General features: G+C 66.6%; 23 protein-coding genes and 1 pseudogene. 10 read left to right on the forward strand and 14 right to left on the reverse strand.

The window, feature by feature from the left end:
• Positions 1-532 precede the first annotated feature (532 nt).
• The 3 genes and pseudogenes from AC06G6_RS04595 to AC06G6_RS04605 form a co-directional block, all read right to left on the reverse strand.
• On the reverse strand, positions 533-1279 hold the full coding sequence (locus tag AC06G6_RS04595) for a haloacid dehalogenase type II (protein ID WP_479826801.1): 747 nt from the start codon (positions 1277-1279) through the stop codon (positions 533-535).
• A 54-nt stretch (positions 1280-1333) separates the two neighbouring features.
• Complete coding sequence (locus tag AC06G6_RS04600; RefSeq protein ID WP_479826803.1) at positions 1334-1909, reverse strand: HNH endonuclease; 576 nt, start codon at positions 1907-1909, stop codon at positions 1334-1336.
• 276 nt (positions 1910-2185) lie between these two features.
• Positions 2186-2566: pseudogene (locus tag AC06G6_RS04605) on the reverse strand (alkaline phosphatase D family protein); the annotation flags it as partial.
• Between the two features lie 123 nt (positions 2567-2689).
• Between AC06G6_RS04605 and AC06G6_RS04610 the strand changes: the two are divergent.
• Positions 2690-3457, forward strand: coding sequence for a hypothetical protein (locus AC06G6_RS04610; RefSeq protein WP_479826805.1), 768 nt, complete (start codon positions 2690-2692; stop codon positions 3455-3457).
• A 22-nt stretch (positions 3458-3479) separates the two neighbouring features.
• Here AC06G6_RS04610 and AC06G6_RS04615 read toward each other — a convergent pair whose 3' ends face one another.
• The 5 genes from AC06G6_RS04615 to AC06G6_RS04635 form a co-directional block, all read right to left on the reverse strand.
• Positions 3480-4769, reverse strand: coding sequence for a flavin-containing monooxygenase (locus AC06G6_RS04615; RefSeq protein WP_479826807.1), 1290 nt, complete (start codon positions 4767-4769; stop codon positions 3480-3482).
• A gap of 2 nt (positions 4770-4771) precedes the next feature.
• On the reverse strand, positions 4772-5167 hold the full coding sequence (locus tag AC06G6_RS04620; RefSeq protein ID WP_479826809.1) for a TfoX/Sxy family protein: 396 nt from the start codon (positions 5165-5167) through the stop codon (positions 4772-4774).
• 133 nt (positions 5168-5300) lie between these two features.
• Positions 5301-5876: an HNH endonuclease gene (locus tag AC06G6_RS04625; RefSeq protein ID WP_479826811.1), complete on the reverse strand. Its 576-nt coding sequence runs from the start codon at positions 5874-5876 to the stop codon at positions 5301-5303.
• Positions 5877-6146: 270 nt separating this feature from the next.
• Positions 6147-7622: an SLC13 family permease gene (locus AC06G6_RS04630; RefSeq protein ID WP_479826813.1), complete on the reverse strand. Its 1476-nt coding sequence runs from the start codon at positions 7620-7622 to the stop codon at positions 6147-6149.
• Between the two features lie 12 nt (positions 7623-7634).
• Positions 7635-8753: a PrpF domain-containing protein gene (locus tag AC06G6_RS04635; protein WP_479826815.1), complete on the reverse strand. Its 1119-nt coding sequence runs from the start codon at positions 8751-8753 to the stop codon at positions 7635-7637.
• Between the two features lie 239 nt (positions 8754-8992).
• Between AC06G6_RS04635 and AC06G6_RS04640 the strand changes: the two genes are divergently transcribed.
• Positions 8993-9931 (forward strand): LysR substrate-binding domain-containing protein, encoded by a 939-nt coding sequence (locus tag AC06G6_RS04640; RefSeq protein ID WP_479826818.1) that lies wholly within the window; start codon positions 8993-8995, stop codon positions 9929-9931.
• Between the two features lie 52 nt (positions 9932-9983).
• Here AC06G6_RS04640 and AC06G6_RS04645 read toward each other — a convergent pair whose 3' ends face one another.
• Both AC06G6_RS04645 and AC06G6_RS04650 read right to left on the reverse strand, forming a co-directional pair.
• Positions 9984-11126 carry a hypothetical protein gene (locus AC06G6_RS04645; protein WP_479826821.1) on the reverse strand — a complete coding sequence of 381 codons (1143 nt, stop codon included), beginning with the start codon at positions 11124-11126 and terminating at the stop codon, positions 9984-9986.
• Positions 11127-11533: 407 nt separating this feature from the next.
• Entirely contained in the window at positions 11534-12280 is a 747-nt protein-coding gene (locus AC06G6_RS04650) for a haloacid dehalogenase type II (RefSeq protein WP_479826823.1), read from the reverse strand.
• Between the two features lie 45 nt (positions 12281-12325).
• On the opposite strand from AC06G6_RS04650, the gene AC06G6_RS04655 reads away from it, so the two are divergent.
• Positions 12326-12946: a flavin reductase family protein gene (locus AC06G6_RS04655; protein WP_479826825.1), complete on the forward strand. Its 621-nt coding sequence runs from the start codon at positions 12326-12328 to the stop codon at positions 12944-12946.
• 94 nt (positions 12947-13040) lie between these two features.
• Here the strand turns inward: AC06G6_RS04655 and AC06G6_RS04660 are convergent, their stop codons facing one another.
• Entirely contained in the window at positions 13041-14429 is a 1389-nt protein-coding gene (locus AC06G6_RS04660; RefSeq protein ID WP_479826827.1) for an SLC13 family permease, read from the reverse strand.
• 12 nt (positions 14430-14441) lie between these two features.
• Positions 14442-15260, reverse strand: a complete 819-nt coding sequence (locus AC06G6_RS04665) for a maleate cis-trans isomerase family protein (RefSeq protein ID WP_479826831.1) — start codon at positions 15258-15260, stop codon at positions 14442-14444.
• 171 nt (positions 15261-15431) lie between these two features.
• Here AC06G6_RS04665 and AC06G6_RS04670 point away from each other — a divergent pair, with 171 nt between their 5' ends.
• The 3 genes from AC06G6_RS04670 to AC06G6_RS04680 all read left to right on the forward strand — a co-directional run bounded on the left by AC06G6_RS04670 (position 15432) and on the right by AC06G6_RS04680 (position 18879).
• Positions 15432-16226, forward strand: a complete 795-nt coding sequence (locus tag AC06G6_RS04670) for an IclR family transcriptional regulator (protein WP_479826834.1) — start codon at positions 15432-15434, stop codon at positions 16224-16226.
• Between the two features lie 455 nt (positions 16227-16681).
• Positions 16682-17530, forward strand: coding sequence for an esterase/lipase family protein (locus AC06G6_RS04675; RefSeq protein ID WP_479826836.1), 849 nt, complete (start codon positions 16682-16684; stop codon positions 17528-17530).
• A 107-nt stretch (positions 17531-17637) separates the two neighbouring features.
• The gene (locus AC06G6_RS04680) at positions 17638-18879 is read left to right on the forward strand and encodes a glycosyltransferase (RefSeq protein WP_479826838.1); all 1242 of its coding nucleotides are present in this window, start codon (positions 17638-17640) and stop codon (positions 18877-18879) included.
• A 76-nt stretch (positions 18880-18955) separates the two neighbouring features.
• Here AC06G6_RS04680 and AC06G6_RS04685 read toward each other — a convergent pair whose 3' ends face one another.
• Positions 18956-19342 (reverse strand): TfoX/Sxy family protein, encoded by a 387-nt coding sequence (locus AC06G6_RS04685; protein ID WP_479826840.1) that lies wholly within the window; start codon positions 19340-19342, stop codon positions 18956-18958.
• A gap of 183 nt (positions 19343-19525) precedes the next feature.
• Between AC06G6_RS04685 and AC06G6_RS04690 the strand changes: the two genes are divergently transcribed.
• The 4 genes from AC06G6_RS04690 to AC06G6_RS04705 all read left to right on the forward strand — a co-directional run bounded on the left by AC06G6_RS04690 (position 19526) and on the right by AC06G6_RS04705 (position 24018).
• Positions 19526-20740, forward strand: coding sequence for an acyltransferase family protein (locus AC06G6_RS04690; protein ID WP_479826842.1), 1215 nt, complete (start codon positions 19526-19528; stop codon positions 20738-20740).
• Between the two features lie 307 nt (positions 20741-21047).
• The gene (locus tag AC06G6_RS04695; RefSeq protein ID WP_479826844.1) at positions 21048-21665 is read left to right on the forward strand and encodes a hypothetical protein; all 618 of its coding nucleotides are present in this window, start codon (positions 21048-21050) and stop codon (positions 21663-21665) included.
• Between the two features lie 316 nt (positions 21666-21981).
• Positions 21982-23241, forward strand: coding sequence for a S8 family serine peptidase (locus AC06G6_RS04700; RefSeq protein WP_479826846.1), 1260 nt, complete (start codon positions 21982-21984; stop codon positions 23239-23241).
• Positions 23242-23472: 231 nt separating this feature from the next.
• The gene (locus AC06G6_RS04705; protein WP_479826848.1) at positions 23473-24018 is read left to right on the forward strand and encodes a hypothetical protein; all 546 of its coding nucleotides are present in this window, start codon (positions 23473-23475) and stop codon (positions 24016-24018) included.
• Positions 24019-24085: 67 nt separating this feature from the next.
• Here the strand turns inward: AC06G6_RS04705 and AC06G6_RS04710 are convergent, their stop codons facing one another.
• Positions 24086-24505 carry a GlcG/HbpS family heme-binding protein gene (locus AC06G6_RS04710; RefSeq protein WP_479826850.1) on the reverse strand — a complete coding sequence of 140 codons (420 nt, stop codon included), beginning with the start codon at positions 24503-24505 and terminating at the stop codon, positions 24086-24088.
• Positions 24506-24589 lie beyond the last annotated feature (84 nt).

Genomic DNA, 24589 nt, shown 5'->3' on the forward strand with positions numbered 1-24589 from the left:
GTGCGCGTCGGCCTTCTCGGGCAGCCAGGGATCGTGCTGGGCGGTTCGGCGGCAGGCGCGTCGATGCCCGCCACCTCGATGCCTGCCTCCGCAAGGGCAGCGGATTGCATATTAAGCGGGCGTCAGGAGAGGGGAGCTGTCCCACCTAGAGTCGGTTGATCCCATACGCGGGGCACTGCAGGTTGAGGTGCTGGATCCAGCAAAGGAGCTCCGGGCCGCGGCACGTGCGGGTGCCTCCGGGCATGCGGAAACGGATTAATGCTCCAGACGGCCGGCGCCCAGCAGGTCCTCGGTGATATTGCTATTCTCACGCCTTTTCCTTGTAAATACCGCTGATGCGCCGTGTCGACGCGGGCGCCATGGAGGGTGGCGGCAGGCCCGACGGTAAAAGCCGATGACGGTGGGCGGGTGGCCGCCGACTTCTTTGCTGATTTCGAGCGGATCCCTACCCCGCTTCTGCAGTCCCGGCACCGTCCTGGAACGCGGAGGACGCTTTCGCGCCGGCCCGGGCAGAAAAAATGCTGCCTGCAGCTCAGGCCCCCAGCTCGTGAGCCAGTTCGGTGATGCTCGACGCCGAGAGGTCCCAATCGCTCTCCGGCGTCAGATCCGCAACCTGGCCCGGGCCGTACTCGGTGGGGCGGGCGATGAACGCCGTCGCGAGTCCGGCCTCCCGGGCGGCACGCAGGTCGTTGTTGTGGGCGGCGGCGAGCATCACAGCGCCGGGCCTGAGGTCAAGGAACTCCGCAGTCCGAAGGTAGGCCGTCGGCAGTGGCTTGTACGTGCGCGTGATGTCCGAGCCGATGATCACGTCCCACGGAAGGCCCGCGTTTCTGGCCATGTCCAACAGCAGCGAGGTGTTGCCATTGGAGAGGGGACCCACGATGTAGCCACGGCGGATGGCGGCCAGACCTTCCACGCTGTCCTGCCATGGGGGCAGACGGTGCCAGGATCTGTTCAACTCCTCCAGGGTTCGTGCGTCCAGCCGGTTCGGGTTGAAGCCGTGGTGGCGGAGCACCTGGTCCAGATTTTCGCGGTGGAGTGTGTCCAGGGTGGCGAATTCACGGGATCCGGAGCGGATGGCCTCCATCGCCGGCTGGTAAAGGGCACGCCAGTCATCGGCGAACGCCTCGGCGTCGAGATTCTGCCCATGTGCCGCGGCGAAGGCGGCCGCCTGCCGGGCGACGCCGGTGCGCCAGTCCACGACCGTGCCGAAGGTGTCGAAGAGGACGGCGCGTACCTCGCACCCGGTTGACGGTGAACGGTATGGCTGGAACGTCATTTCCTGTCTCCTTCCCGAGATCTCCCTGACCGTCAGTCTGGCAGTAAGGCCCGCTCAGGACAGCGGCTGCCGCGCGCCGACGCTGACGGAACCGGCCGGCGCAACGTACTCCCGCCGTCGTCGGTCCATCCTTGCCTGCTGACCGGGCGAGGGAACCCTCGCCCCCTTGGTCCGGTTGCATCTGGCGCAGGCCGCGACAAAGTTCTGCAGGCTGGTGGATCCGCCCTTGGACCACGGGTAGAAATGGTCGCCGTGCTCCGCGGGCAGCGGGCACCGCCGCCGCAGTCCGGCCTCCATCTCGCACTGGCCGCCGGCGCGGGCCATGCCCTCCCGGCGCTGCTGGCGACTGAAACGCCGGACCGGGTCCCGGCGTTTCACGTCTCTGGCGCGAATGACGGCCGCAACTATCGTCAGAACCACCACGAACAGTCCGGGGAGTGCGACCGCAGCCAGAACGCCGTCGAACATGCCGCGAAGAACTTCAGCGGCGGTTGCTGCGCTGCGGCGGCGCGCCGGGTTCGCCTTCGGCATGAGCGCCAGGACAACGGAGGCGCCCAACGACAAAACCACCGCCGAATTCGCCGCACGCAGGGCCTGGCGGCTCCAATAGATGCGTTTCAGTTCCACCATTCAGTCGTCCCCCTCGATCGTCAGTTCGGTCGAAACCCTGCTGCACCGCAGCTAGGGAGAGCGTACCGTCGCGCCCACAATTCTGCCTCGTGAGTATGGCTGTTGCGTCCATTCAAAGCTGACCAGTCCAGGCATCCGTAGGTACTCGCGGGCGCCGTGAAGGCTTTTTGGCAGGCCCAACGGCGGGGGAGAGCCGACGACGGCGGACGCGTGCCCGCCGTCGTCCAGGCTGGTTCGAACGGATTCTTCCCCCGCTAGTGCAGCCCCGGAACACTGTCCCGGCGTCGTGACGTAGTCCAGCGTCCGGAAGCCCGCTGTCATCGCGTCTTTTGGTGATCTTCGTATTCACGTAGCCGCGGGTGACGTTGTAGAACTTCAGATGCGGGTTCCAGGCGATTGTCGCGTCCGTGGTGGAGTCAGAGCTATTGCCCGTGGAGGTGATGGACGTGCACACCAGTTCCGACCCCACTACGGCGGCGCCGGATCCTTGTAGTCCACCTTGACGTCAGCGGCCAAGTTGCGGTGCACGACGCCGGTGAGGACCACGGTGTTGCGCACGTTAGCGTCCTCCTAGCCCTGCGTGATGCGGCGGCGCGACGCGGCGTAGCCGTCCCACCCGTCCATGGAGACGTCGTCGATCTCCGGCGCCAGGTGCCGGCTCAGTAAGTGCCGGAGGTCCGGTTCCCCCAAAAGTGCGCGACACTGGAAGTCCCGAACCACGAAAGCTGCCACCTTGATTAGTCTCCAGCACGATGCCGACGGCTTCACCCGGCTGACTCCATGGGACTGAACAGCGGCGGCGGGGACGCCCCTCTCGATCCGCTGCGGTATCCGTGGGACCCGCCCGTGGCCTCGGGCGTCATGGACGGCACGGAATTCCGGCCCCTTGGGCCTTCAGCCGGACTGGATGAAGCCCTCGCGCAAGCCGGCGCGGCGCCGCTGGACGCCCGTTCCCTGGTGGTCTCCATCGGCTCGAACTCCAGCGCCGACGTGATGCGGCGGAAATTCGCCAACTACCGCCAGCCTGTCAGCGCGGTCCTGCCGCTGGTCCGGGGGCAGCTCCACAACATCGCCGTTGGCCACTCCGCGCACGTGAGCAAGGCCGGCTACATCGCCGCCGCCCCGTATCCGCTGCTGGGGGAGTGCACGGAGGTCTGGCTTTCCTGGCTGGACGATGCCCAGCTGATGGCCCTTGACGAAACGGAGCCCAACTACCGGCGGATCCAGCTCGACGGCGAAGCCTGCCCGCTCGTGGCGGACCACGGGGAACGTCCGGAGGAGTTTTCGCTGTTCACCTCGCGCTGGGGCGTGCTGACCGACGGCGACGGCGGGAAGCTTCCCTTCCTCGACCAGCCTGCCCTCTTCGGGCTCCTCGCCTGCAGCGGCACCGGGGACCTCCGGGAGGAGGGGGAGCCGGTGTTCGGCGGGCCGCCGGAGCTTGTGGCCGAGCAACTTGCGGTGCCCGCGGTCCAGGCATGGGCCAGGGAATGGTTCAGCTCGGCAGGCCTCGCCGCGCGCGTGGACTTCGACGGGCCTTGCGCGGGGTAGCCACCCCTCTGGTACGCCGCCTTCACCGGGCGGCGATGTCCTGTGCAGTGTTCCCGGCGATGTGCTGGGCAATGTATTCGGCATCGCGGCCCACGCCCGCCACGATGGCCGAGCCGTGGCCGGTCAGCCACGGCAACCCGACGGCATATAAGCCCGGGTGTTCGGTGACGCCGCGGCGGTGCCGGGGGTAGTTCCATTCGTCCAGCACCGGGATGTCCAGGATGCTGAAGTCCAACCGGTAGCCCGTGGCCCAGAGGACCGACGTGACGTTGGCGGCTTCGACGTTCAGCCGCGCCGGCTCCGAGGGAAGCCAGTCGTCCTGGCGCGGCGGCTCCGGCTCCGGGGCCGACATGCCGGCGGCGTCAATATAGCTGTCGAACATCGGCTTCATCCGCTGGTGGAACGCGGCCTCCACCAGGGCCAGGCGTTCCGGAAGGTCATCACTGAAGACGAGGTCGCCGTCGTCGGCTGCTTCCAGATGGCCATGCAGCCGGACGCCGCGCCGGCCGAGGTCCCGCAGGTGGATGTCGTGGCCGCCGTCGGCGCCGGACACCAGCGGGTTGCAGGCGAACCTCGCCGCGGGGGAGGGCAGCTGCCCCACGGTGAGGCCGTTCAGTTCGTAGTCGGGGCCGAATTGTGCCAGCTGCATCATCCAATAGAGGAGGTCCCGGCCGCGGTACCGGCGAGGCGCTTCCGGGCACGTGGACACCGCCAGGTGGATGTCGCGGCCGACGGCGAGCAGTTCCTCGGCGATCTGTCCGCCGGACTGGCCGGTGCCGACGATGAGCACGGCACCGTCGGGCAGTTGGCCCGGGTTTCGGTAGCTGTCGGTGTGCAGTTGCAGGATGCGGCCAGGCAGTTGCGCCGACAGTGCGGGGATCTTCGGCATCTGGTAGCCGCCGGTCGCGAGCACCAGGTTCCGGGCCCGCCAGCTGCCCCGGGTGGTGGCCACGTCGAAGCCGCCGCCCTCCGCGGGCGCGACCCGCGTGACATCCGCACCCGTCCGGACCGGAGCGCCGATGCTCTCCGCATAGCGCCGGAGATAGCCGATCATGTCATCCCGGGGCATGAATGCTTCCGGGGCCGGGCCGTCATACGGCATGCCGGGCAGCGCGAGCGAGAAGTTCGGCGTGTTCAGGGAAAACGCGTCCCACCGGTCCTGCCACGCCCCGCCCAGCGTTTCGCGCCGTTCCAGCAACTGATGCTCGACGCCGGCCCGGCTCAGCCAGTAGCTCGTGGCCAGGCCCGCCTGCCCGGCCCCGATGATCAGGGTGTCGACCAGGCTGTCTGGCTCTTCGACGGGGGCGGGCATGGCTACTTCTTCGAGGCCTTCGCCTTCGGAGCATTGGGGGATTTCGGAGCCTTCGGCGGCAGTCCGGCCACGTGCTCGAACGCCTTTTCCACCCAGGCCTTGGCCCGCGCCCGATCGCCGTCGCCCTCGGCATTCCAGATCTCCGGCAAACCGGTATAGCCGCCCATGGGGCGCTCGGCCGGCCCGAACGGAACAGTCCGCTCGGTACTTTCGAGCGTTTCCTTGTCCGTCTCGCCCAGCTTCACTCCGATGGTGGGGCCGAACAGGCCGGCGAACATGTTGCCGTTCACGAACGCCCCGAGGTTTCCGAACATCGGCTTGACCACCACCTCGGGATGGTCGGGCAGCACCGCGCGGAAGTGTTCCTTGTCGGCGTCGGACGCCTTCGGCATTTCCATGGGTCTTCCTCCGATAACTGTGGCTCACGGACAGGTCTTCCTGCAGGATATGCCCGCGGCTGTGCACGGTCCAGGTGGCTGCCTGCAGGCGCTGCCGCTACGACCACCGGTTCCGACGCGTGTCTGCGGCCGCTCAGGGGAGCGGCTGTCGCGCGCTGACGCTGACTGAACCGGCCGGCGCGACGTACTCCCGCCGTCGTCGTTCCATCCTTGCCTGCTGACCGGGCGAGGGGACCCTGGCGCCCTTGGCCCGGTTGCACCTGGCACAGGCCGCGACAAAGTTCTCCAGACTGGTGGAGCGGCCCTTGGACCACGGGTAGAAATGGTCGCCGTGCACAGCCGGCACCGGGCACCGCCCCCGGAACCCGGACTCCATCTCGCACTGGCCACCGGCGCGTGCCATGCCCTCCCGGCGCTGCTGGCGACTGAAGCGCCGGACCGGGTCCCGGCGTTTCACGTCTCTGGCGTGAAGGACGGCCGCAACAATCGCCAGAACCACCAGAAAAAGCGCGGGGACGGTGACCGCAGCCAGAACGCCGTCGACCATGCCACGAAAAACTTCGGCGACGGTGGCAGCGCTGCGGCTGTCCGCCGGGTTCGCCTTCGGCATGAGCGCCACCACAACCGAGGCGCCCAGCCACAAAACCACCGCCGAATAGGCAATACGCAGAGCCTTTCGGCTCCAGTAAATGCGTTTTAGTTCCACCATTCAGTCGTCCCCCCATCGATCTTCAGTTCGGTCGAATCCCTGGCAGTAACCAGCACTGCAAGGTGACGCTCTCCCTCCCGATGCCCGATGATCACCGCCGAGGGGCTGCTGCCTCCTGATCACAGGTCGCGAGACGCTCCCGTTGTTTCGTAGATCGGGAACGCCCGCGGGCCACTTGAACTGCTACGGTCAGCGTGAACCAGCACAGCCAAACCAAAGGCAGGGTGGCCGTGAGAGCCGCCCTGCCTTTGGCGCGTAAGAGCGTCCCGCCTACATCACCCCGGTCGGCACCAGCAGCACCCAGGCCAGTGCGGGGGCGACGAGGACCACGCCCCCGGCGTACATCATGAGCTGGCGGTAGACACGCTGGCGGTCGTTGTCGCGGGCGTTGGCCACCACCAGGGCGCCGTCGGTGGAGAAGGGCGAGACGTCCACCACGGTGGCCGCGATCGCCAGGGCCGCGACCGTGCCGGAGGCGCTGAGCGAGCTGGTGGCCAGCAGCGGGCCGGCCATCGGGATGAACGCGGTGAGCAGCGCCGTCGAGGATGCGAAGGCGGAGCCGACGCCGATGACGTAGCAGAGCACCAGGGCGATCAGCAGCGGCGCCCCCAGGGCCAGGGCCATCTCGGCGAGGGTGTCGATGACGCCCACGTGCTGCAGCAGCGAGACGTAGGTGATCATGCCGGCCACCAGCAGCACGGTGGACCAGGACACGCCCCCGATGAACGTCTTGTGTTCCTTGATGTTAACGAACGCCAGCAGCAGGCCGGCGGAGAGGGCCACGAAGCCGATCGGCAGGTGGAAGCCCAGGGTGCACACCAGGATCGCGGCGATCAAAAACAGGGTGAAGATCTGCTGGCCGCCGGGGCGGCCGGTGCGGGCGGTGTCCAGGTCCGTGTACTCGTTGCCGTGCTTGTCGCGCAGCTTGCCCAGCAGGGCGAACAGCACGATGGTCAGGGCGGAGAGGATGAAGTTCAGCGCGAAGCTGGCCAGGAAAAGACTGCCCTGCGAGATGGGGAAGCCGTTCTTCAGCGCGATGTCGTGCACCAGGACGCCGGCCACGGACAGCGGGGAGAAACCGCCGGCGTGGGCCCCGTTGATCACGAAGGCGCCCATCAGGACCGGGTGGATGCGCGACTCGTACGCCAGTCCCAGGGCCGCCGGTGCCAGCAGCGCCACCGCCGCGGGGGAGAAGGTGCCCAGCGCTGTCAGCGCCGCCGCCAGGAGGAAGAACACCCAGGGGAGCAGCATGGTCTTGCCCCGGACCAGCCGCACGCAGGTCTGGACGATGATGTCGATGGACCCGTTCCGCTGGGCCATGCTGAAGAAGTATGTGACGCCGATGATCGTCAGGACGATGCTGGCCGGGAAGTCCGCCAGGATTTCCTTGTCGCTCATGCCGAGCATGAAGTAGCCGACGCCGAACGACGCCACCAGCCCCATGACGCCGATGTTCAGCGGCCATTTCGTGGCGACGACGAACATCACCACAAGGATGACGAGCGGAATGATCTGGGTGGCGGTCATGGTCGGCTCCGATTCAGAGGCGGCCGCGGGGTTAAAGAGGACACCTCCAAACAGGAGGGCCGCCAGACCCAGCATAGTAAGGGCGGCTACCGTCACCAGCAGGATACGGCGGCGGCGGTCGGGTCGCCGGGATGGCTCGACGCGCGTGCCGCCGGGGGCGGCCTGTTCCGCGGTCTGTTCGGCGGGCTTTTCTGCAGTCTTTTCTGAGATGTTAGTCATGATGCTTTCTCCTCATCGAGTAGCGCTGGCAAGGGAGGCGTCGACGGCGGTGCCGAGGGCCTCGGGAAGGTGGATAGTGGCGGTGGCGATGGTGCGGGCGGTGCGGTCGACGCCGACCAGCAGCGACCCGTCCCGTTCCTCGCTCCAGGTCTCGATCACCCCCGCCGGGGTCCGCAGCCGCAGGGTGGGGCCGGTGGTGCCGCCGGTGATGTCGCCCAGCAGCGTGCCCGGGGTGCGGGCCGCGAGGGTGAGGGCGATGCTGCCGGTGATGGCCAGGGCCGGGTGCGGCTTGCCCATCGACAGCATGACGACGGCGACGTCGCTCTCGGCGTCCGACGGCGCCGGCGCGGCGACGATGGCGACCTTGGGGACGGCACGGGCTGCTTCGCCCGGAGTCGCTGCCAGCCCCATCCGCACCGCGGCCTGGCGCCGGATGTGCTCCAGGGTGTCCAGCTGCAGTTCCAGCCCGGCGGGCCAGCTGCCGTAGCGCTCCGGGCCCAGGCCCAGGTCCTCGGCGCGCAGCATCACGACGGGAGCTCCGGCGTCGACCATTGAGACGGTCCAGCGGGTGCCTCCGGCGACGATGGTATCGGTCGCCGATCCGGTGGGAAGCAGCCGGCCCGTGGTCTTGCCGGCCGGGTCCAGGAATCCGAGCCCCACCCGGTAGCCGGGGAACGGGACGCCGGGCATCTGGGCCTGCGGGACGATTGGCAGGGCGCCGGCCGGCGTCGAGACCCGCTGGATGATGACCTGGCCGGTGTTGGTGTTCCGGGTGACGATCCGGGTGACGTCGCCCGTGGGGACCACCCAGCCCTTTTCGATGGCGTACAGGCCCACCACAGCCGAGCAGTTGCCGCAGTTGCTGCCCCAGTCCACGGCGGCCTCCTCGATGCCCACCTGGGCGAAGGTGAATTCGACGTCGACGCCGGCCTCGGCGGGGCGGTGGAGGATCATCGCCTTGCTGGTGGTGGAGGTGGCGCCGCCGACGCCGTCGATCTGCCGGTGGTCGGGGCTGCCGAACAGCCGGGGCAGCAGTTCGTCCGGGCTCGTCCCGGTTGCGCCCAGTTGGCCGGTTTCGAAGACCCAGCATTTGCTGGTGCCTCCGCGCATCCACTCCGCTTCGATCTTCATGGTCTGTTCCTTGCTTCGGTTCTGCCCAGGTGTTCAAGGGCTTGATTCGAGATTGATCTAGATCACAAATGAAGACAAGGTCGGATTTCTGCACGGGACTGTAGTGATGCTTCATTCATTGTCTTTGAAGCTCGAGCGATCCCGCCTACCGGGGTGCCGCCGTCGGAAATTGCTCGCTTCACCCCGCCGAAGGGAGCGTGAATGTATAGAATTAACGGATTCAACAGAAGGGCAAAGCGTTGCTTAACAATCTGGAGCAGGACTTGTTCGACATCCGGCGCCTCGCCCTGCTGGTGGAAGTGGTGGAGCAGGGATCCATCACCGCCGCGGCCGAGCTGATGATGTACACACCCTCCGCCGTCTCGCAGCAGCTGCGCAAACTCGAGCAGGAGGTGGGGCAGCCGCTCCTCAACCGCCGCTCCCGCGGCGTGGTGCCCACCGAGGCGGGGCAGGTACTGGCCGGCCACGCGCGCAAGATCATCGGGCAGATGCGCGCGGCGCAGTCGGACCTGGACCAGATCGCCGGCCTCAAGCGCGGCTCCCTGACCGTCGGCACGTTCCCGACGCTGGCCGGTTCCTTCCTGCCGGTGGTCATCCGGGCCTTCAAGAAGAGGTACCCGGCGATCAGCCTGTCGTTGCGCAGCGCGCGCTTCGATGACCTGGTGAGCGACCTGCAGTCCGGAGGTACCGGGCTGTGCCTGCTCTGGGACTACCCGTGGAACCGCTTTCACGACGATTCTATCCGGATCACGGAGGTGTTCCAGGAAAGCACCGTCCTGCTGGTGTCCCGCAGCCATCCGCTGGCGGACCGGGACGAGATCCGGATGGAGGAGCTCCGCAAGGAGTCGTGGATTGTGCGGGCCGAGGCGCACCCCGTGGTCGAGGTGCTGCAGCGCTCCGCCCATGAGGCCGGGTTCGAGCCGACCATCGGTTTCCTCGCCAACGACTACCAGGAAGCGCAGGCTATGGTGAGCGTGGGGATGGGCGTGGCCATGGTGCCGAAGACGGCCGTGGCCCTGCAGCATCCGGACGTCCGGGTGATCAGCCTCGGCTCCGCCGCGCCCCTGCGGCGGGTGCTGCTGGCCCAGCGCCAGGACAAGGTCTACGCCCCGGCCGAGGTCGCCTTCCATTCGACGCTGCTCGAAATCGCACGCGAACGGGCCGGGGACTACTTGTAACGACGGCGGTGCCTGGGCCCGGGCGATGGGCACGGCTGCCGTTCGCCGTCCCTCAGCGCACCCGCAGGTTCGAGGGCTTCCCTGGAACGTCCATCGGCTGCAGGCCGGCGGTTTCGGCCTGCAGCACGCACCACTTCCGCAACGGCATGCCGAGAACCTTTGGCAGGGACCCGTGGTTCTGCTTCACCAACGGGGTTCCCACGGCGCCGAACAGGGACACGCTGATTCCCGACACTCCGTGCAGCAGGTGGTCGCCGAGAACCGACCTCCATGCCTTTTCCAGTGCCTTGGTAGCGGCAGCTGCACTGCCGTTGACCCCCTGAAAGCTTCGCGTCAGATGCGCGTGCATCCGCTGGTGCTCGGTCAGGGCGGGAGACTTGGAAGCCGCCGCCGGAGGGTTCTTCACCGCTGCCGGCGGCTTCTGCACGGCCCGCGGTGCCGAGCCGACGGCCGGCGGCTGGGCGGTCCGGGTGTCCGCGCCGGCAGCGGTGACCACAAGGTCGGCGAGTTCCGCGTGCAGCGCCGCGATCTGCCGGTGGATGGTGCTGATCCGGAGGACGACGTCGGCGTCCCCGCCCTTGGGTGAAACGCGAAGCTTGGTTTCAGCCTCGGGAGGGAAAATGGTGCGGAACAGCGCACACAGCGCTGTGGCCAGCGCAAGCCGGGCCCCGGCGTCGGGCAGGAACAGCGGTGACCGGCTGGTCGAATTCGCAATCACCGCAGCCAGTTCCGGCAGGTCGCCGTACACCTTGCCCCAGCGGATCCGCTCAATGGTGGTGCTCCGGTCCACCTGCGGGGAATAGACGCTCTGCATGATCCGCAACTGCAGCGGATCGAGGGCGGGGAAGTGCTGGGGGAGGATGGCGCCGCGCAGGGCTGCCCGGACGGCGTCGAGCTGCCGCGATACCTGCTCAATCGGATTCGGCAGGGCCAGACCGCCGTCGAGCAGCCAGGGGGTGCCCGTATCGGTTGCGAGCGCGACGCGTTGGGGGAAGCCCTTCCACTCGCTGACCATTAGGGTGCCGTGCCGGACGTTATAGAAGAACCAGTCGACTTCGGCGACAGGCCTGCCCGGGGTGTCCACCCGGCAGTTGCTGAACGCCCACACGTCGTCATCCAGCAGCTCCTTCAGCCGGGCAACATCACGGGGAGACGGTCGGTGGGCGGCCGAATTGGCGGAAGGAAAGTGCAGCAACGGAAGCCTTCTGGGGCGCTATGCCAGCCGAGGGAACCCCACGCCCCGAGCCGGTCGCGCGTCGTGCGCTACGCCATCATCACCGGCCAGACGGCCCAACGGCAAGTGGGGCGCGCGGCTTCAGCCTGCTGGTGCCCGTCACCCTGGGCCCTCAGCCGGTGATCGTACCGTCGGGCTCACTGTCCTCACGCCATGTCCTCGTTAATACCGCTGATGCGCCGTGGCGACGCGAGCGCCATGGAGGGTTCCGGCAGACCCGACGCCAAGAGCTGATGTCGGCGGGCGAGTGCCCGCCGACTACTTTGCTGGTTTCGAGCGGATTCCTACCCCGCTACTGCAGTCCCGGCAGCGTCCTGGATCGCGAAGGACGCTTTCGTGCGGCGGGAACGAAACGTCCGGTGGCCAGTTCAGACCCCGAGCTCGTGAGCCAGTTCGGTGATGCTCGACGCCGAGAGGTCCCAATCGCTCTCCGACTTCAGATCCGCAACCTGGCCCGGTCCGTATTCGGTGGGGCGGGCGATGAACGCCGTCGCCAGCCCGGCCTCCCGGGCAGCACGCAGGTCGTTGTTGTGGGCGGCGGCGAGCATCACCTCGCCGGGCCTGAGGTCCAGGAACTCCGCAGTCCGAAGGTAGGCCGTCGGCAGCGGCTTGTACGTGCGCGTCATGTCCGAGCCGATGATCACGTCCCAAGGAAGGCCCGCGCTTCTGGCCATGTCTAACAGCAGCGAGGTGTTGCCATTGGAGAGGGGACCCACGATGTAGCCACGGCGGACGGCGGCCAGGCCCTCCACGCTGTCCGGCCAGGGCGGCAGGCGGTGCCAGGACCAGTTCAGCTCCTCCAGGGTTCCTGCGTCCAGCCGGTCCGGATCGAAGCCGTGGCGGCGGAGCACCTGGTCCAGGTTTTCGCGGTGGAGTGTGTCCAGGGTGGCGAATTCGCGGGATCCGGAGCGGATGGCCTCCATTGCCGGCTGGTAGAGGGCGCGCCAGTCATCGGCGAACGCCTCGGCGTCGAGATCCTGCCCCTGTGTCGCGGCGAAGGCGGCCGCCTGCCGGGCGACGCCGGTACGCCAGTCCACCACCGTGCCGAAGGTGTCGAAGAGGACGGCGCGAACCTCGCACCCGGTTGACGGTGAACGGAATGGCTGGAACGTCATATCCTGTTTCCTCTCCCATATTGGCCTGACCGTTAGTCTGGCATTATGCGCACTGATTTCAATCCCGCCACCACGTCCGCCAGTGACTTCTACCGGCTGCTTACCGCGGTGGTGGTTCCCCGGCCCATCGCCTGGGTATCGAGCGTCTCGCCGGAGGGCGTTGACAACCTGGCCCCGCACTCGTTCTTCACCGTGGCGTCCACGAATCCGCCCATTGTGCAGTTCACCTCAGTGGGGGAGAAGGATTCGCTCCGCAACATCACCGAGACCGGAGAATTCGTGGTGAACCTCGCTCCGGTAGCGCTGATGGAGGAGGTCAACGCTACCGGCACCAATTTTCCGCCCGATGTCAGTGAGTTCGACGCCGCCGGCCTCACCCGGGAGCCGAGCCTCACCGTGGCTGCGCCGCGGGTGAAGAAATCGCTCGCGGTACTCGAATGCCGGCTCCATTCGTTACTTCCGATGGGGGACTCGGTCCTGGTTTTCGGTGAAGTGACGCACGCGGCCGTGAGTAACACGGTTCTGGACGGCAACCACCCTCGGATCGATCTGTTGGAGCCGCTGTCCCGGCTAGGCTTGGACGAGTGGGGCACGATGGGCGCCATCCAGGACCTCAAACGGATCCGGCTCAAGGACTGGCCTGGGTCTTTCCGCCCGAAGGCATGAAACCCGTGGAAGTCTGGCCGCGTCAATAGCCGCGTAAAGAAGGGAAGGGATGCCCTGCCACGCAGGACACCCCCTCCCGTTGGATGTGCGGTGATCAGCCGAGGCCCAACTGGACGAACACGAACCATACGAGGAGCGGCACCACGCCGATCATCGCGATGGCCCAGAGCAGCAGCGCCCGGAAGAACATCCGCTCGTCCTTGGGCTGCGCGCTCGCCATCAGCAGCGCGCCGCTGGTGGACATCGGGCTCACGTCGACTACCGAGGAGCTGATGGCGATGGCCGTCACTACTCCGATGGGAGTGAGAAGCGGATCCATGGCGATGGGTGCGACCACCGGGCTGATGACGCCGAGGGTGCCGGTGGTGGAGGCAAAGGCCGAGACTATCGCCACCACATAGCTGGTGAGCAGGGCGGCAAGGGAGCTGTTGCCCAGTCCGGCGATGCCTTCCTGCAGTTCCTTCAGCGCACCCATCTTTTCGAGCATGCCTACATAGGTGACGATGCCGGTCACCAGAATGATCGCAGACCACGGCATGCTTTCCACTGCCGGCTTCTGCACGCCCGAGTCGAGGACGATCAGCACGGTGGCAATGACCAGCGAAGCGACTCCCACGTCCAGGCCCAGGACAGTGGTGAGCACCAGCAGAGAGGCGATGCCTGCCAGGGTGAGGATCCGCATCGGCGTCGCGGCTACCTTCTCGGGGCCGGTCCTGGTGGTGCTTGCGGCAGCCACAGCAGTATGTGCCGGGGCGGTGAGCAAAGCCGTTCCAGACCCGGACGGAGCCGGTGCGCTGGTTCCAGCGGTAGCGGCAGCGCCGCCGTCGTGTGCTTCACCGGTCTCACCACCCTGGTGACGTGCCTCCGCCTTGGCCATGCGGCGCTTCATGATGGCCTGGACCAGGACGTAGGCGATCGTGGCCAGGATGGCATTGAAGACGAAGCAGTAAGCGTAAAGCTTGAAGGAACCGTCCGCGGCCCCGGCGCCCTCCAGCATTTTGTTGGCCAGCACGCCGAAGGGGTTGACCGGGGAGAAGGCTCCGGCGTTGGCGCCCTGGACGATGACCAGACCCATGGCCAAGGTGCTGATGCCGAACCGCATGCCCAGCGCCAGGCCCACCGGCGCCACGATGGCGATGGCGGCGGGAGTGAATGCTCCGGCCGACGCCAGGCCAGCCGTCAGCAGGAACATCAGGATGGGGACCAGAATCTTCCGGTCGCCGGCGATCCGTTCGGCCCAGTAGGCCAGCAGGTCGATTGTGCCGTTGATCCGCACAATGGCAAAGAGCAGTGTGGCGCCCACCAGGATGAAGAACAGCCCGGCAGGGAACTGGCCGATGACGTCCTTGATGGACAAGCCGGCCAGGAGGGTCCCGACGCCGAACGCGGCGACAGTGGCCAGCAGGCCGGCGTTGATCTTGGTGAAAGAACCGATGGCAAAGGCCGCAACCAGGACCAGGAATGCGATTAGTGACAGGGACATGGTGCCGGCCGCCTATGCCTTCGCTGGGGTGAGGACGCCGGCGCCGGACAGCAGGCTTCCGGCTCCGGTGATTGCGGGCTCGTGGCCGAGTGCCTTTAAGATCTCGTACGTGGTGGCGGTGGCCGCCGTGATGACCGGCAGTCCGAGCTCGTCCTCCACTGCCTGGACCGCAGCCAGCGACGGCATCTGGACGCAGGCGGAAAGCACGACGGCGTCCGCGCCTTCGCGCTGCAGGCTGCGGGCAAGCGCGGGCAGGTTCTGCGGGTCAAGGCAGCCGACGTCCAGGTTGTCAGCCACTTCGAGGCTGATGGCATCCAGAACGGTGATGCCCGAGCCTTCGATGTAGTCCACCACCATCTTGGTGAGCGGCTTCATGTACGGGGTGATCATAGCCACCTTGAGGGCGCCGATTTCCTGCAGGGTACGGACGAGGGCGCCGGCGCTGCTGGTGACCGGAGCGGGGTGCCCGTTGCCGGCGGCGGCGTCAGCGATGACTTTTTCCGAGCCCTCATGGGCTCCGGGCCCCTGGGCCATGACGGCGACCAGGCAGGCGTAGGCGATGACATCCACATCGGCGTCGGAGACTGCCTCGGCGCAGCCAGCTGCCTTACCCACCATGGCCAGCAGCTCTTCCCGGGTGACCTTCTTCATGCCGGCGCGGGCGGAATGGAACGTGTAGCTGTGGCCGGTTGCCTCGGCCTGGCGCCGGAACAGCTCGGGCAGCTCCGTCTCCATGGTGGTGTTGGAGCTGGGGACAATCAGTCCCACCCTGGAGGAGCCCGGGCGCTTCGGCTCCGGCGCGGTTTCGCAGGTGATTTCGGGGGTGCTCATGGTTTCTCCACATCATTGTGCTTGAGGGCTGAAGGGCCAGACCCACTAGGTGGGTTCGGTTCCCATGATGTGGGTCACAAGCGTATGATGTCAAGTGGGTCACGTTCCGCGGCCCGCTTCCGGGTTACTAGGCTGGAGGCTGCGAGTGGAAAATGAAGGGACGTGGAAACTGTGGCGACAGAGCCGGGCGCTGGGGCCTCACCCCTGCTGGTGCTCCACAAGGTGGCGGAGATCCTGGACTGTTTCACGGTCGAGGCTCCGGAACCGACATTGCAGCAGATCATCCGGAAGACGGGCCTGCCGTCCAGCACCTGCCAGCGGCTTGTGCAAAACATGTTGCGGGAGGGATTCCTGGACCGCGACGGCGACCGCTACCGGATCGGCATCGGTTTGGTCCGCTGGGCTACCCCGGGAACGTTCGGGCTGGACGTGGTCCGGCTGGTGAAGCCAGTCTTGCAGCAGCTGCGCGACGAGACCGGTGAAACTGCCTGCCTGTATGTCCGGGACGGTGCCTTCCGGACCATAGTGGCCGTAGCGGAAACACGCCACGTCGTGATGCGGCCGTTCATGGTGGGCATGGTCATGCCCCTTCACGCCGGAGCGCCGGGCAAGATCTTCCTGGCGTTCGACCCTGATTCGTGGTCCGCCCTGAATGAACACAAACTGGACCGCTTTACACCCCAGACGCCGGCCTCCTTGGAGTTGCTCCGCCAGCAGGCGGCGGTGGCACGGGAGCAGGGATTTTATGCGGCTTTCGGAGAACGGAACGAAGACGTAGGTTCGATCAGCGCCCCCGTGTTCGACCACGCGGGGCGGCTCGCCTGCGCCATAGGTCTGGGATTCCCGACCCAGCGGATTGGGCCCGCCGACGTGGAACGGCTGGGGCCGATGGTGGCCCGCGCGGGCCTGGAAGCAAGCCGTGCGCTGGGATATGACGGCAGCCAGGCAGCAGGGTCATCTCGGTGACCGGTCCGCACTGCACGACCGATGCCAGGCATAAGCACCTCTGCGTGCATTTCGGAGAGGGGATGCCGCGTGTCAGAACCACCAGGAAGAGTCCAGGGACGGTGACCGCAGTCGCCACCGCAAGAGTACCGAGGCAGGAATACGACGACCGCCATGGCTGGCGCCGCCGGCATCGCGTCCAAATGAACGTTTGTGCAGTTGCGGTTAGGGGTCTGCCCAGACCGCGTTCCGGCGAAAGAAGCTACTGACCAGTAACTTTGGGTCGCGGGGGGTTGGCATCTCGAGCGGGCCAGGGTTCGCCCGCGGAACGGGGTTAAGTGCACATCCGTGCAAATCCGTAGCCGCAGCGGGTTCCGGGGTGCCTACTGTTGAGTATCCCGGCAACCTTGGCTGAATCGCAGCTCGGGGATTACTGCCGGCCCGCAGCCCGCTGACACACGAACAAAGAGGTTTCTATGTCACTGCTCACCAAGGTCCTGTCCACCGCTGCCGTTGCCGTGCTGGCCGGTTCCCTGGCCGTCGCTCCCGCCCAGGCAGGAGTTGTTGAGCTTTCCCCGCCGGGTGCCAACGACTGGTCCTGCAAACCAAGCGCTGAACATCCGTATCCGGTCATCCTGGTGCCGGGAACCTTTGAAAGCATGGACAAGAACTGGTCCACGCTCTCGCCGTACCTGAAGACCGCCGGATATTGCGTCTTTGCCCTCAACTACGGCGAGACCAACGGCGTGTACGCCACCGCACCGGTCGCGAACTCAGCGAAGGAACTGGCGCCGTTCGTGGACAAAGTGCGTTCCGCCACCGGCGCCAAAAAGGTGGATCTCGTGGGCCACAGCCAGGGCGGCATGATGCCCCGCTACTACATGGGCTTTCTCGGCGGCGCCAAGAACGTTCATCACCTCATCGGGATCGCACCCTCCAATCACGGCACCGAAGGCGTGATCGTCCCGCAGCCGGGCGCTGTCCCGGATCCCGACTACACCGGTCTGGGTTGTGCCGCGTGCGCCGACCAGCAGGCGGGGTCGGCTTTCATGCAGAAGCTCAACTCCATCGGCGACACCGTCGCGGGCCCGTCCTACACCGTCATCTCCACCGTGCACGACGAAGTGGTCATTCCCTACAACAGCCAGTTCCTCAACGGTCCGGCGCGGCAGGTCACCAATATCACGATTCAGGACAAGTGCCCGACCGACGTCTTCGAACATGACCAGGCGCCGAACGACCCCGTCGTGCACCAGCTTGTGGCCCAGGCACTGGGCGTGGTGTCCGGTCCCGCTGATCCGGCGTACCAGCCCAAGTGCATCTGAGAGGGTAGTGGCGGGCCAGGGGAGTGGCTGCGGTTGTCGGTGTAAAACTTCAAGTGCGGGTTCCAGGTCCCGCCCCACAGCCCGCCCCACCGCCTGAGGAGCCCACCATGAGAATCGCCGTCATCGCCTTCGACACCCGCGGGGGAGTGCAACCCTATGTCGCCCTGTCACTCGGCCTTCAGCAAGCCGGCCACGAGGTCACGATGATCACCACCGCCGGCTTCAGCGACCTCGTCACCGGGCACGGAGTCACGTTCGCCGCGACCACCGGCGACACCGAGGCGACTGTCCGGCAGATGGGAGGTGCGGCCGAGCTTAGCGCGCGGGAACGCGGCCGCTTCATGCGCGAGCAGATGCAGGCCACCGCCGGCCGGACCTCGGCCGAAGTGCTCGCCGGAGCCCGGGGCTCCGATCTGGTCATCGCCGGCATCGGCGGTTCCCTGATCGGACGCCCCGTCGCCGAGAAGCTGGGCATCCCCTTCCTGGAAGCACACCTGCAGCCGCTGGGCCCACCCACCGCTGCCTTCCCCGGCCCGCTGCTCCCCCAGGTGCCGGCCTGGCTCGGCGGCGCAGGCCGCAAGGCAAGCCACCGGATCACCGCCCTCGCGCTGCGGAGCATGTTCGGCGCCGCCTCACGGCAGATTCGGGCGGAGCTGGGCCTCTCCGTCCGACCAGCCCCGCTCAGCGGCACCCTGCCAGCGGTTTACGGCTTCAGCCCACAGGTGGTCCCACAGCCTCCCGAATGGGGACCGCAGCGCAAGATCACCGGCTACTGGTCACTGCCCGCCGCCCCCGGCTGGACGCCACCTGACGCCCTGGTTGATTTCCTCGCCGCCGGACCGCCACCGGTCTGCATCGGCTTTGGCAGCATGTCCAGCCGCGATCCGGAGAGGCTCAGCAACCTGGTCCTCCAGTCAATCCGACGCGCCCGCGTCCGCGCGGTGCTCCTCTCAGGCTGGGGCGGGCTCGCCGACCAGGGCGGCGACGACGTCTTCGTCACCACCGAAGTCCCACACGACTGGCTGTTTCCGCAGACGGCCGCCGTCGTACATCACGGCGGTGCGGGTACCACCGGCGCCGCGCTCACCGCCGGGGTGCCGTCCGTCGTCGTTCCCTTCGCCGTCGACCAGCCGTTCTGGGCGTCGCGCGTCATCGCTCTCGACGTCGGGCCCAGGCCCATCCCCCGCAAGCGGCTGACCTCAGAGAACCTCGGCGCCGCGCTGCGCACCGCGACCACCGACGACGCCATGGCCCGCCGCGCCGCCGACCTCGGCACCCGGATCCGCGCCGAGAACGGTGTGGCCACGGCCGTCCGTCACCTCGAGTCCTTCCCGTTGCGCGGTGTATGACTACAGGCAGCAACCCGTCCCATATGGAGAGCCCGTCCCTGCGCTCACGGAGGAAGTCACCATCCGGACCACTCGACTAGTGCGTCGCCGGACGCGCCTTGGGCGCCTTCGGCTCCTTCGGCGGCAGCGTTGCCACATAGGAGCAGGCCCTGGCCACCCAGGCTTGTGCTCGCGCCACGTCGCCGTCGCCTTCGGCGTTCCAGATTTTCGGCAGTCCGACGTAACCGCCCATCGGCCGCTCCTCTGGTCCAAACGGTACGGTCCGCTCAGACGCCTCCAGCTCGGCCCGGTCGGCGTCGGAAAGCCGAACGCCGATGGTCGGGCCGAAAAGACCCGCGAACATGTTCCCGTTGATGAAGGCGCCGAGATTGCCGAACATCGGCTTCACGACGACCTCAGGGTCCGCTGGCATGACGGCGCGGAATCGTTCCTTGTCGGCATCCGACGGCTTAGGCATCTGCATCGTCTGGTCCTTTCGGATCGCGGGTGGCTTTATAAGGGGCTTCGCTGAGCCTATTGCTGTCCGCGCGCCCGGTCCAAGGTCCAGGCAGGTGGTTCTCCGAAGGCCCCTCGATTCCTCCCAGCAGCCGGCCGCAGAGGAGCCCGGAACCCGGGCCCAATGTAACGAACTGGTAACATAGGGTGAATGCGCTCTAAGTCTGGTCAATCAAGAGTCACGCAGCTGGATGGCCTCAGGGGGCTCGCCGCCCTGGTGGTAGTCGCCTGTCACGCCCTGTCAACGCTCCCGGGAATCGGGAACGTTGTCAATGGCGACCGGTCTGCAGGACTCAACACCGCGGAGGCGTGGGCTGTCTTTTCGCCACTGCACGTCCTTTGGAACGGCACTCCGGCTGTCCACGTCTTTTTTGTGCTCTCCGGCTTCGTGCTGGTCCTGCCGTTCACCCGGCCGGGCGCAGCGGGGAAGTGGGCTCAGTACTACGCCAAGCGTTTCTTCCGCCTCTACCTGCCGGCGTGGGCGTCCCTGGCGGTGGCTGTGGTGCTGATGGCCGCCATACCCCGGTCGGCGTCGCCGCTGCAGAGCCCGTGGGCCGACATCTACGTCACCGACCCCAGCGTGGGCCAGGTCCTCAAGGACGGGGTGTTGATGCTGAACGCAAGCACCATCAACACCCCGCTGTGGTCCCTCAAATGGGAGGTCCTGTTCTCCCTCCTGCTCCCGGTCTACGTCCTGGTCGCCCTGCGTTGGCGGCGCTTCTGGCACGTGAAAATCGGCCTTGCCCTTCTGCTGGCCCTGGCGGGGGCGTTGCTGGACGTGGAGGCACTGTCCTATCTCCCGATCTTCGCCGTCGGGGCCGTCCTGGGCACTGAACGCGAGCGGATCCGCGAACTGACCGGGTCGTGGCCCCGCTTCGTCTGGTTCTTCGTGGCCGCCGCGGGCGTTCTCCTGGCCAACGCGGAGTGGATCAGCCCCGAGCAGCCGATCCCCGGCGTCGAGGCCGTTGTGACGGTGGGCGCAACGCTGATCGTCCTGCTGTTCGTGTCCTGCCGCTCGGCCAAGAGCCTAGGCGACACAGCCGCAGCGCAATGGCTGGGACGCGTGTCCTTTAGCCTCTACCTGGTACACCTTCCGGTCATCCTGGCCGGCGTCACCCTGCTGCGGTCCGTCTCGCTGCCGCTCGCTCTCGCCGTCTCCGTGGCCGCCTCGTTCGTGATCGCCGAGCTGTTCTACCGCTACGTGGAACAGCCGTCCCACCGGCTTTCGATGGCTGTGGGGCGGGCGGTGGGGCGCCGGAGCCGCAGCGAGGCACCGGGCATTCCCGAGACCCAGGCCGCCCGGGACAGGCCGGACAGCCCGCCCGTCCGGGCGATGGCTGAGGCGGGGTCGGGGAGCCGCGGGTAGAGAGCTGCGCGGACACCTGACTCTTGTATGGACAAAGACATCTCACGCTAAGACGTGACGTCAAGTCTTCCCATCCGGAGCAGACCGACACGTGGCTGCCTCAACGTGATCGACGCCCATCTGTCCTGTCCCCACTCTGTGCAGCCATTCTTTGGTTCCCTCCGGGCCCAGCACGGTGCTGGTCGTCCGATTGGGCTCCAATCACGTTGACATGATCAGTGCCCGTTGTTGCCAGGGGATCCCTTGAACTACGTGTCTGACCGGCTATATTCCGTCTACGGGGAATGCCTGCGAGCCGAGGACAGAAATGACTGAGTATGTGGACCTTTACTGGAAAAAGAACAGGACCTGGCCTTGGCCAGAAGAGTCCTTCGGTCTGACTCCCTTGTTCGGAGAGGACGGCTGGTGCCATGCCTGCGGGGTCCCGAGGCACGAACAAGTTGGATCCTTGATCCTTCAGGCCAAGAACCAGCGCGCAACCGGGGCTTGGGTTCCTTACTGGCAATACGACATCATCTGTCTCGAGGCGGAACTGGGGACCGATCTGCACGACAGATTCGGCGTCGACGTACGGGAAGTGCAATGGCACGGAAAAGCGTCAGGCCCTGCTGCCCAGCTGGTGATCCCGGTAGGGTCCCAGGCGTGGTTCGACCCCACCGAACTGGCTGCCAAAGCCACTGCACGCCACGGGAAAGCCGGGGCGAAATGTCCCGACTGCGGAGTATGGCGGTGGATGCCAATATCAGGCGATCTCCTGCCGCCGTTAAAGTGGATTCCTGGACCGGACACCCCGCCGGTCGTCTCATCACCGGAGTGGTTCGGGGACGGCCTGCAAGCGTTTCGGCAGCTTCTCTTTCGACGCGACCTGGCGGAGGCCATAGCTAAAGCCAGCCCACGCGACTTCAAAGTCAACGAGTTCCCCTAAGCCGCTCACCCGGTTCGGCCTGATGTACCGAGATCTGTTGCCGACATTTCTGGCCCCGGCTGCTGTCCGATATTGGGTCCTGCAACCGACGTGCAGGGGCGGTCGCGTTCGGAGTACAAGTCCTCCCGGCCGTCCTCTAGCGACCAGCGCTGCTGGTCGATCCCGCTGCCGCTGGCACGAAGGCTCTCTGCTCGTCGAAATGCGTCCGCGCCTGCTAATACAGAATTAGGGAATCTGGCCAAACCTTTTGAGAAGCCCGCACGTAATGTGCCGGCGGCCCTATCTAGCCAGCGCAGATTGAAGCAAGATACTCCGCATGAAAAGAACCGTTACAGCCGGCATCGCCGCGATAGTCCTAGGCTGCGGCACCATCACGCTGGCAGCCCCCAGCAACGCAGTGACCACGAGCAGCGCGGCGACCCAGTCATCGCCCGTCGCGGGGCACATCATTGTCAAATTTCGCGACAATGGCTCGGCAGCCGGCGTACTGCGCCAGCAAGGTCTTACGGAGGGTCCCGGTATCGGCAGCACCGGCGCCCAGCTCGTGAAGGTACCGGCCGGCCGGGAAGCCCAAGTCCTTGAGGGCTTGAGCCGGAACCCGGCAGTTGAGTACGCGGAGCCGGACGAGTCCGTCACCGCGGCCACGGCTGACGAGTATTTTCCCCGCCAGTACGCCCTGCAAAACCTTGGCCAACAATTTACTAACACTGCGGGCACGTTGTCCGTAGCCGGGGGCACAGCGGACGCTGATGTCGACGCCGTCGAGGCGTGGAGCGTCACGACAGGCAGCGGCATCAAAGTCGCCGTTCTCGATTCAGGTGTCGCCAGCGACAACGCCGACATCACACCAAAGGTTGTTGCACGCGCCAACTTCACCAACGGGAAAAACGGTGAAGACAACTACGGGCACGGCACGCACGTCGCCGGCATTGTCGCCGCCACCGCAAACAACTCTGTTGGCGTTTCCGGTGTGTGTCCGGGATGCACCATCCTGGACGGCAAGGTCCTCAACGACAGCGGGGTTGGCTCCAGCTCGAGCCTCGCGAACGGTATCAACTGGGCCGTCAGTAACGGCGCCAAGGTCATCAACATGAGCCTCGGGGTGCGGGCGTCCCGCACCCTCGAAACTGCAGTCAACAACGCCTGGAGCAAGGGCGTGGTGCTGGTTGCGGCAGCAGGCAACGGCAGCAACCAGACCAAGATCTACCCGGGCGCCTACCCCAACGTCATTGCCGTCGCCGCCACCGACAACACCGACGCCAAAGCATCGTTCTCAACCTACGGAGCCAGCTGGGTGGACGTCGCGGCACCCGGAGTCAATATCTACTCGACGTTCCCGAACCACACGTTTGTCCTCGGGACGCAGAACAACCGCTCCTTCGGTTACGACGTCGGCAACGGGACCTCCATGTCCTCGCCCATCGTCGCTGCTACAGCCGCGCTCGCCTGGAGCTCCCACGCCGGCGCCACGAGCACGTCCGTCCGCGCCAACATCGAATCAACCGCCGACAAAATTTCCGGGACTGGCACCAGCTGGGCCCATGGCCGCGTGAACGCCAACAACGCCGTCCGGTAGTTGCGACTCATGGCTTGAGTGCCGGTACGCCGGAGACGCTCCGGCAACGGCGGCCTGATACTCGCAACACCTACGGGAATTAAGCCTCGCTGGCACATGCCGACTTCGGCAGCCTGCGCCAGTACGTGCCGTAGCATGCCCGGGGAGAGACTGGGATAGGCTCGCCTGCGACCGGACAAGCATTGACTTCAACTGAAGGCGCAGGGCAATTCCTTGGATCTACTGGGCAGCATGAGCCGCGACGAACTCCGAACCTATTCGTGGGTTGCAGCCATCGTGTTCGCGCTTGGGGCCGCTGTCTGGCGTCCGCGCAGGCTTCATTGGACCGCCTTGGGGTCCGTCCTGCTCTTTGCGGCTCTCAATGCCGGTGCCGGGATCTACGTCCTGAACCATTTCGCTGATTCGCGCTGGTCAGCCGGGGGAGAACCGCCGCTGAGCGCTCCGTCATTTTCCGGAACACCCCTCGTGGGGCAGTTCCTGGGCCCCCTGGACTCCGCCCTGAATGGAGTGGTCGGTGGGGTGAACGAGTTCCTGGCATTCAAGCAGGCGCTCCCCATCGCGCTGGACTTCCTTGCCGTGTCCGGCGGGGCCCTGCTGGTGTCCTTCCCGATTGCCATTCTCGCCGCCGGCATCAGTTTCGCCGTGGCCAGGCGCCGAGCTGCAGAGTTCGACAAATACCGTGCCACGGTTGACCTGCTCAAGGATGAGCTTGAGCAGGTCAAGCGGCAGGTCTCATCAGGGAATTCCGTTGACAAGGCACTCCTCGCTGAGGAGTGAGGCCACTGCTGTTCGGCCCGGGCTCAGGCCTGGTTGAAGCGCCGCGGGCCCCGCGCCCCCAAACGCTTCAGTAAGCCCCGGCCCCGGCCTCGGCGACCTCCTGGTCCTGCTCGATGGTCCCCGTGGACACCCCGATCGCGCCCATGATCCGGCCGTCGCGCACCAGCGGAATGCCGCCGGGGAACACCACCAGCCGGCCGCCGTGCGCGTCGCTCAGCCCGTGGATCGGCCCGTGCGGACGGGTGGCTTCCTGCAGGCCGCCGGTCTCGCACTGGAAGGCGATGGACGTGTACGCCTTGTTGATCGCGATGGTGATGGAGCCGATGTTGGCCCCGTCCATCCGGGCGTGCGCCTTGAGGTTCCCGCCGGCGTCCACCACGGCGATGTCCATCGGCTGGCCGATCTCCGCGGCTTTCTTGGCGGCGGCGTCGATGACTTGCTGGGCTTCCTCGAGGGTGATGCTTTCCAGTACGGTTCCGTCGGCCATGGCGCTGATCCTTTTCGCTGGGGGATAGTGGGCCCACTCAAACACGGGACTGTCCCGCCCGACAGGTGGGGATGACCCCCAACT

Source organism: Arthrobacter sp. CJL-S3, from assembly GCF_056711635.1.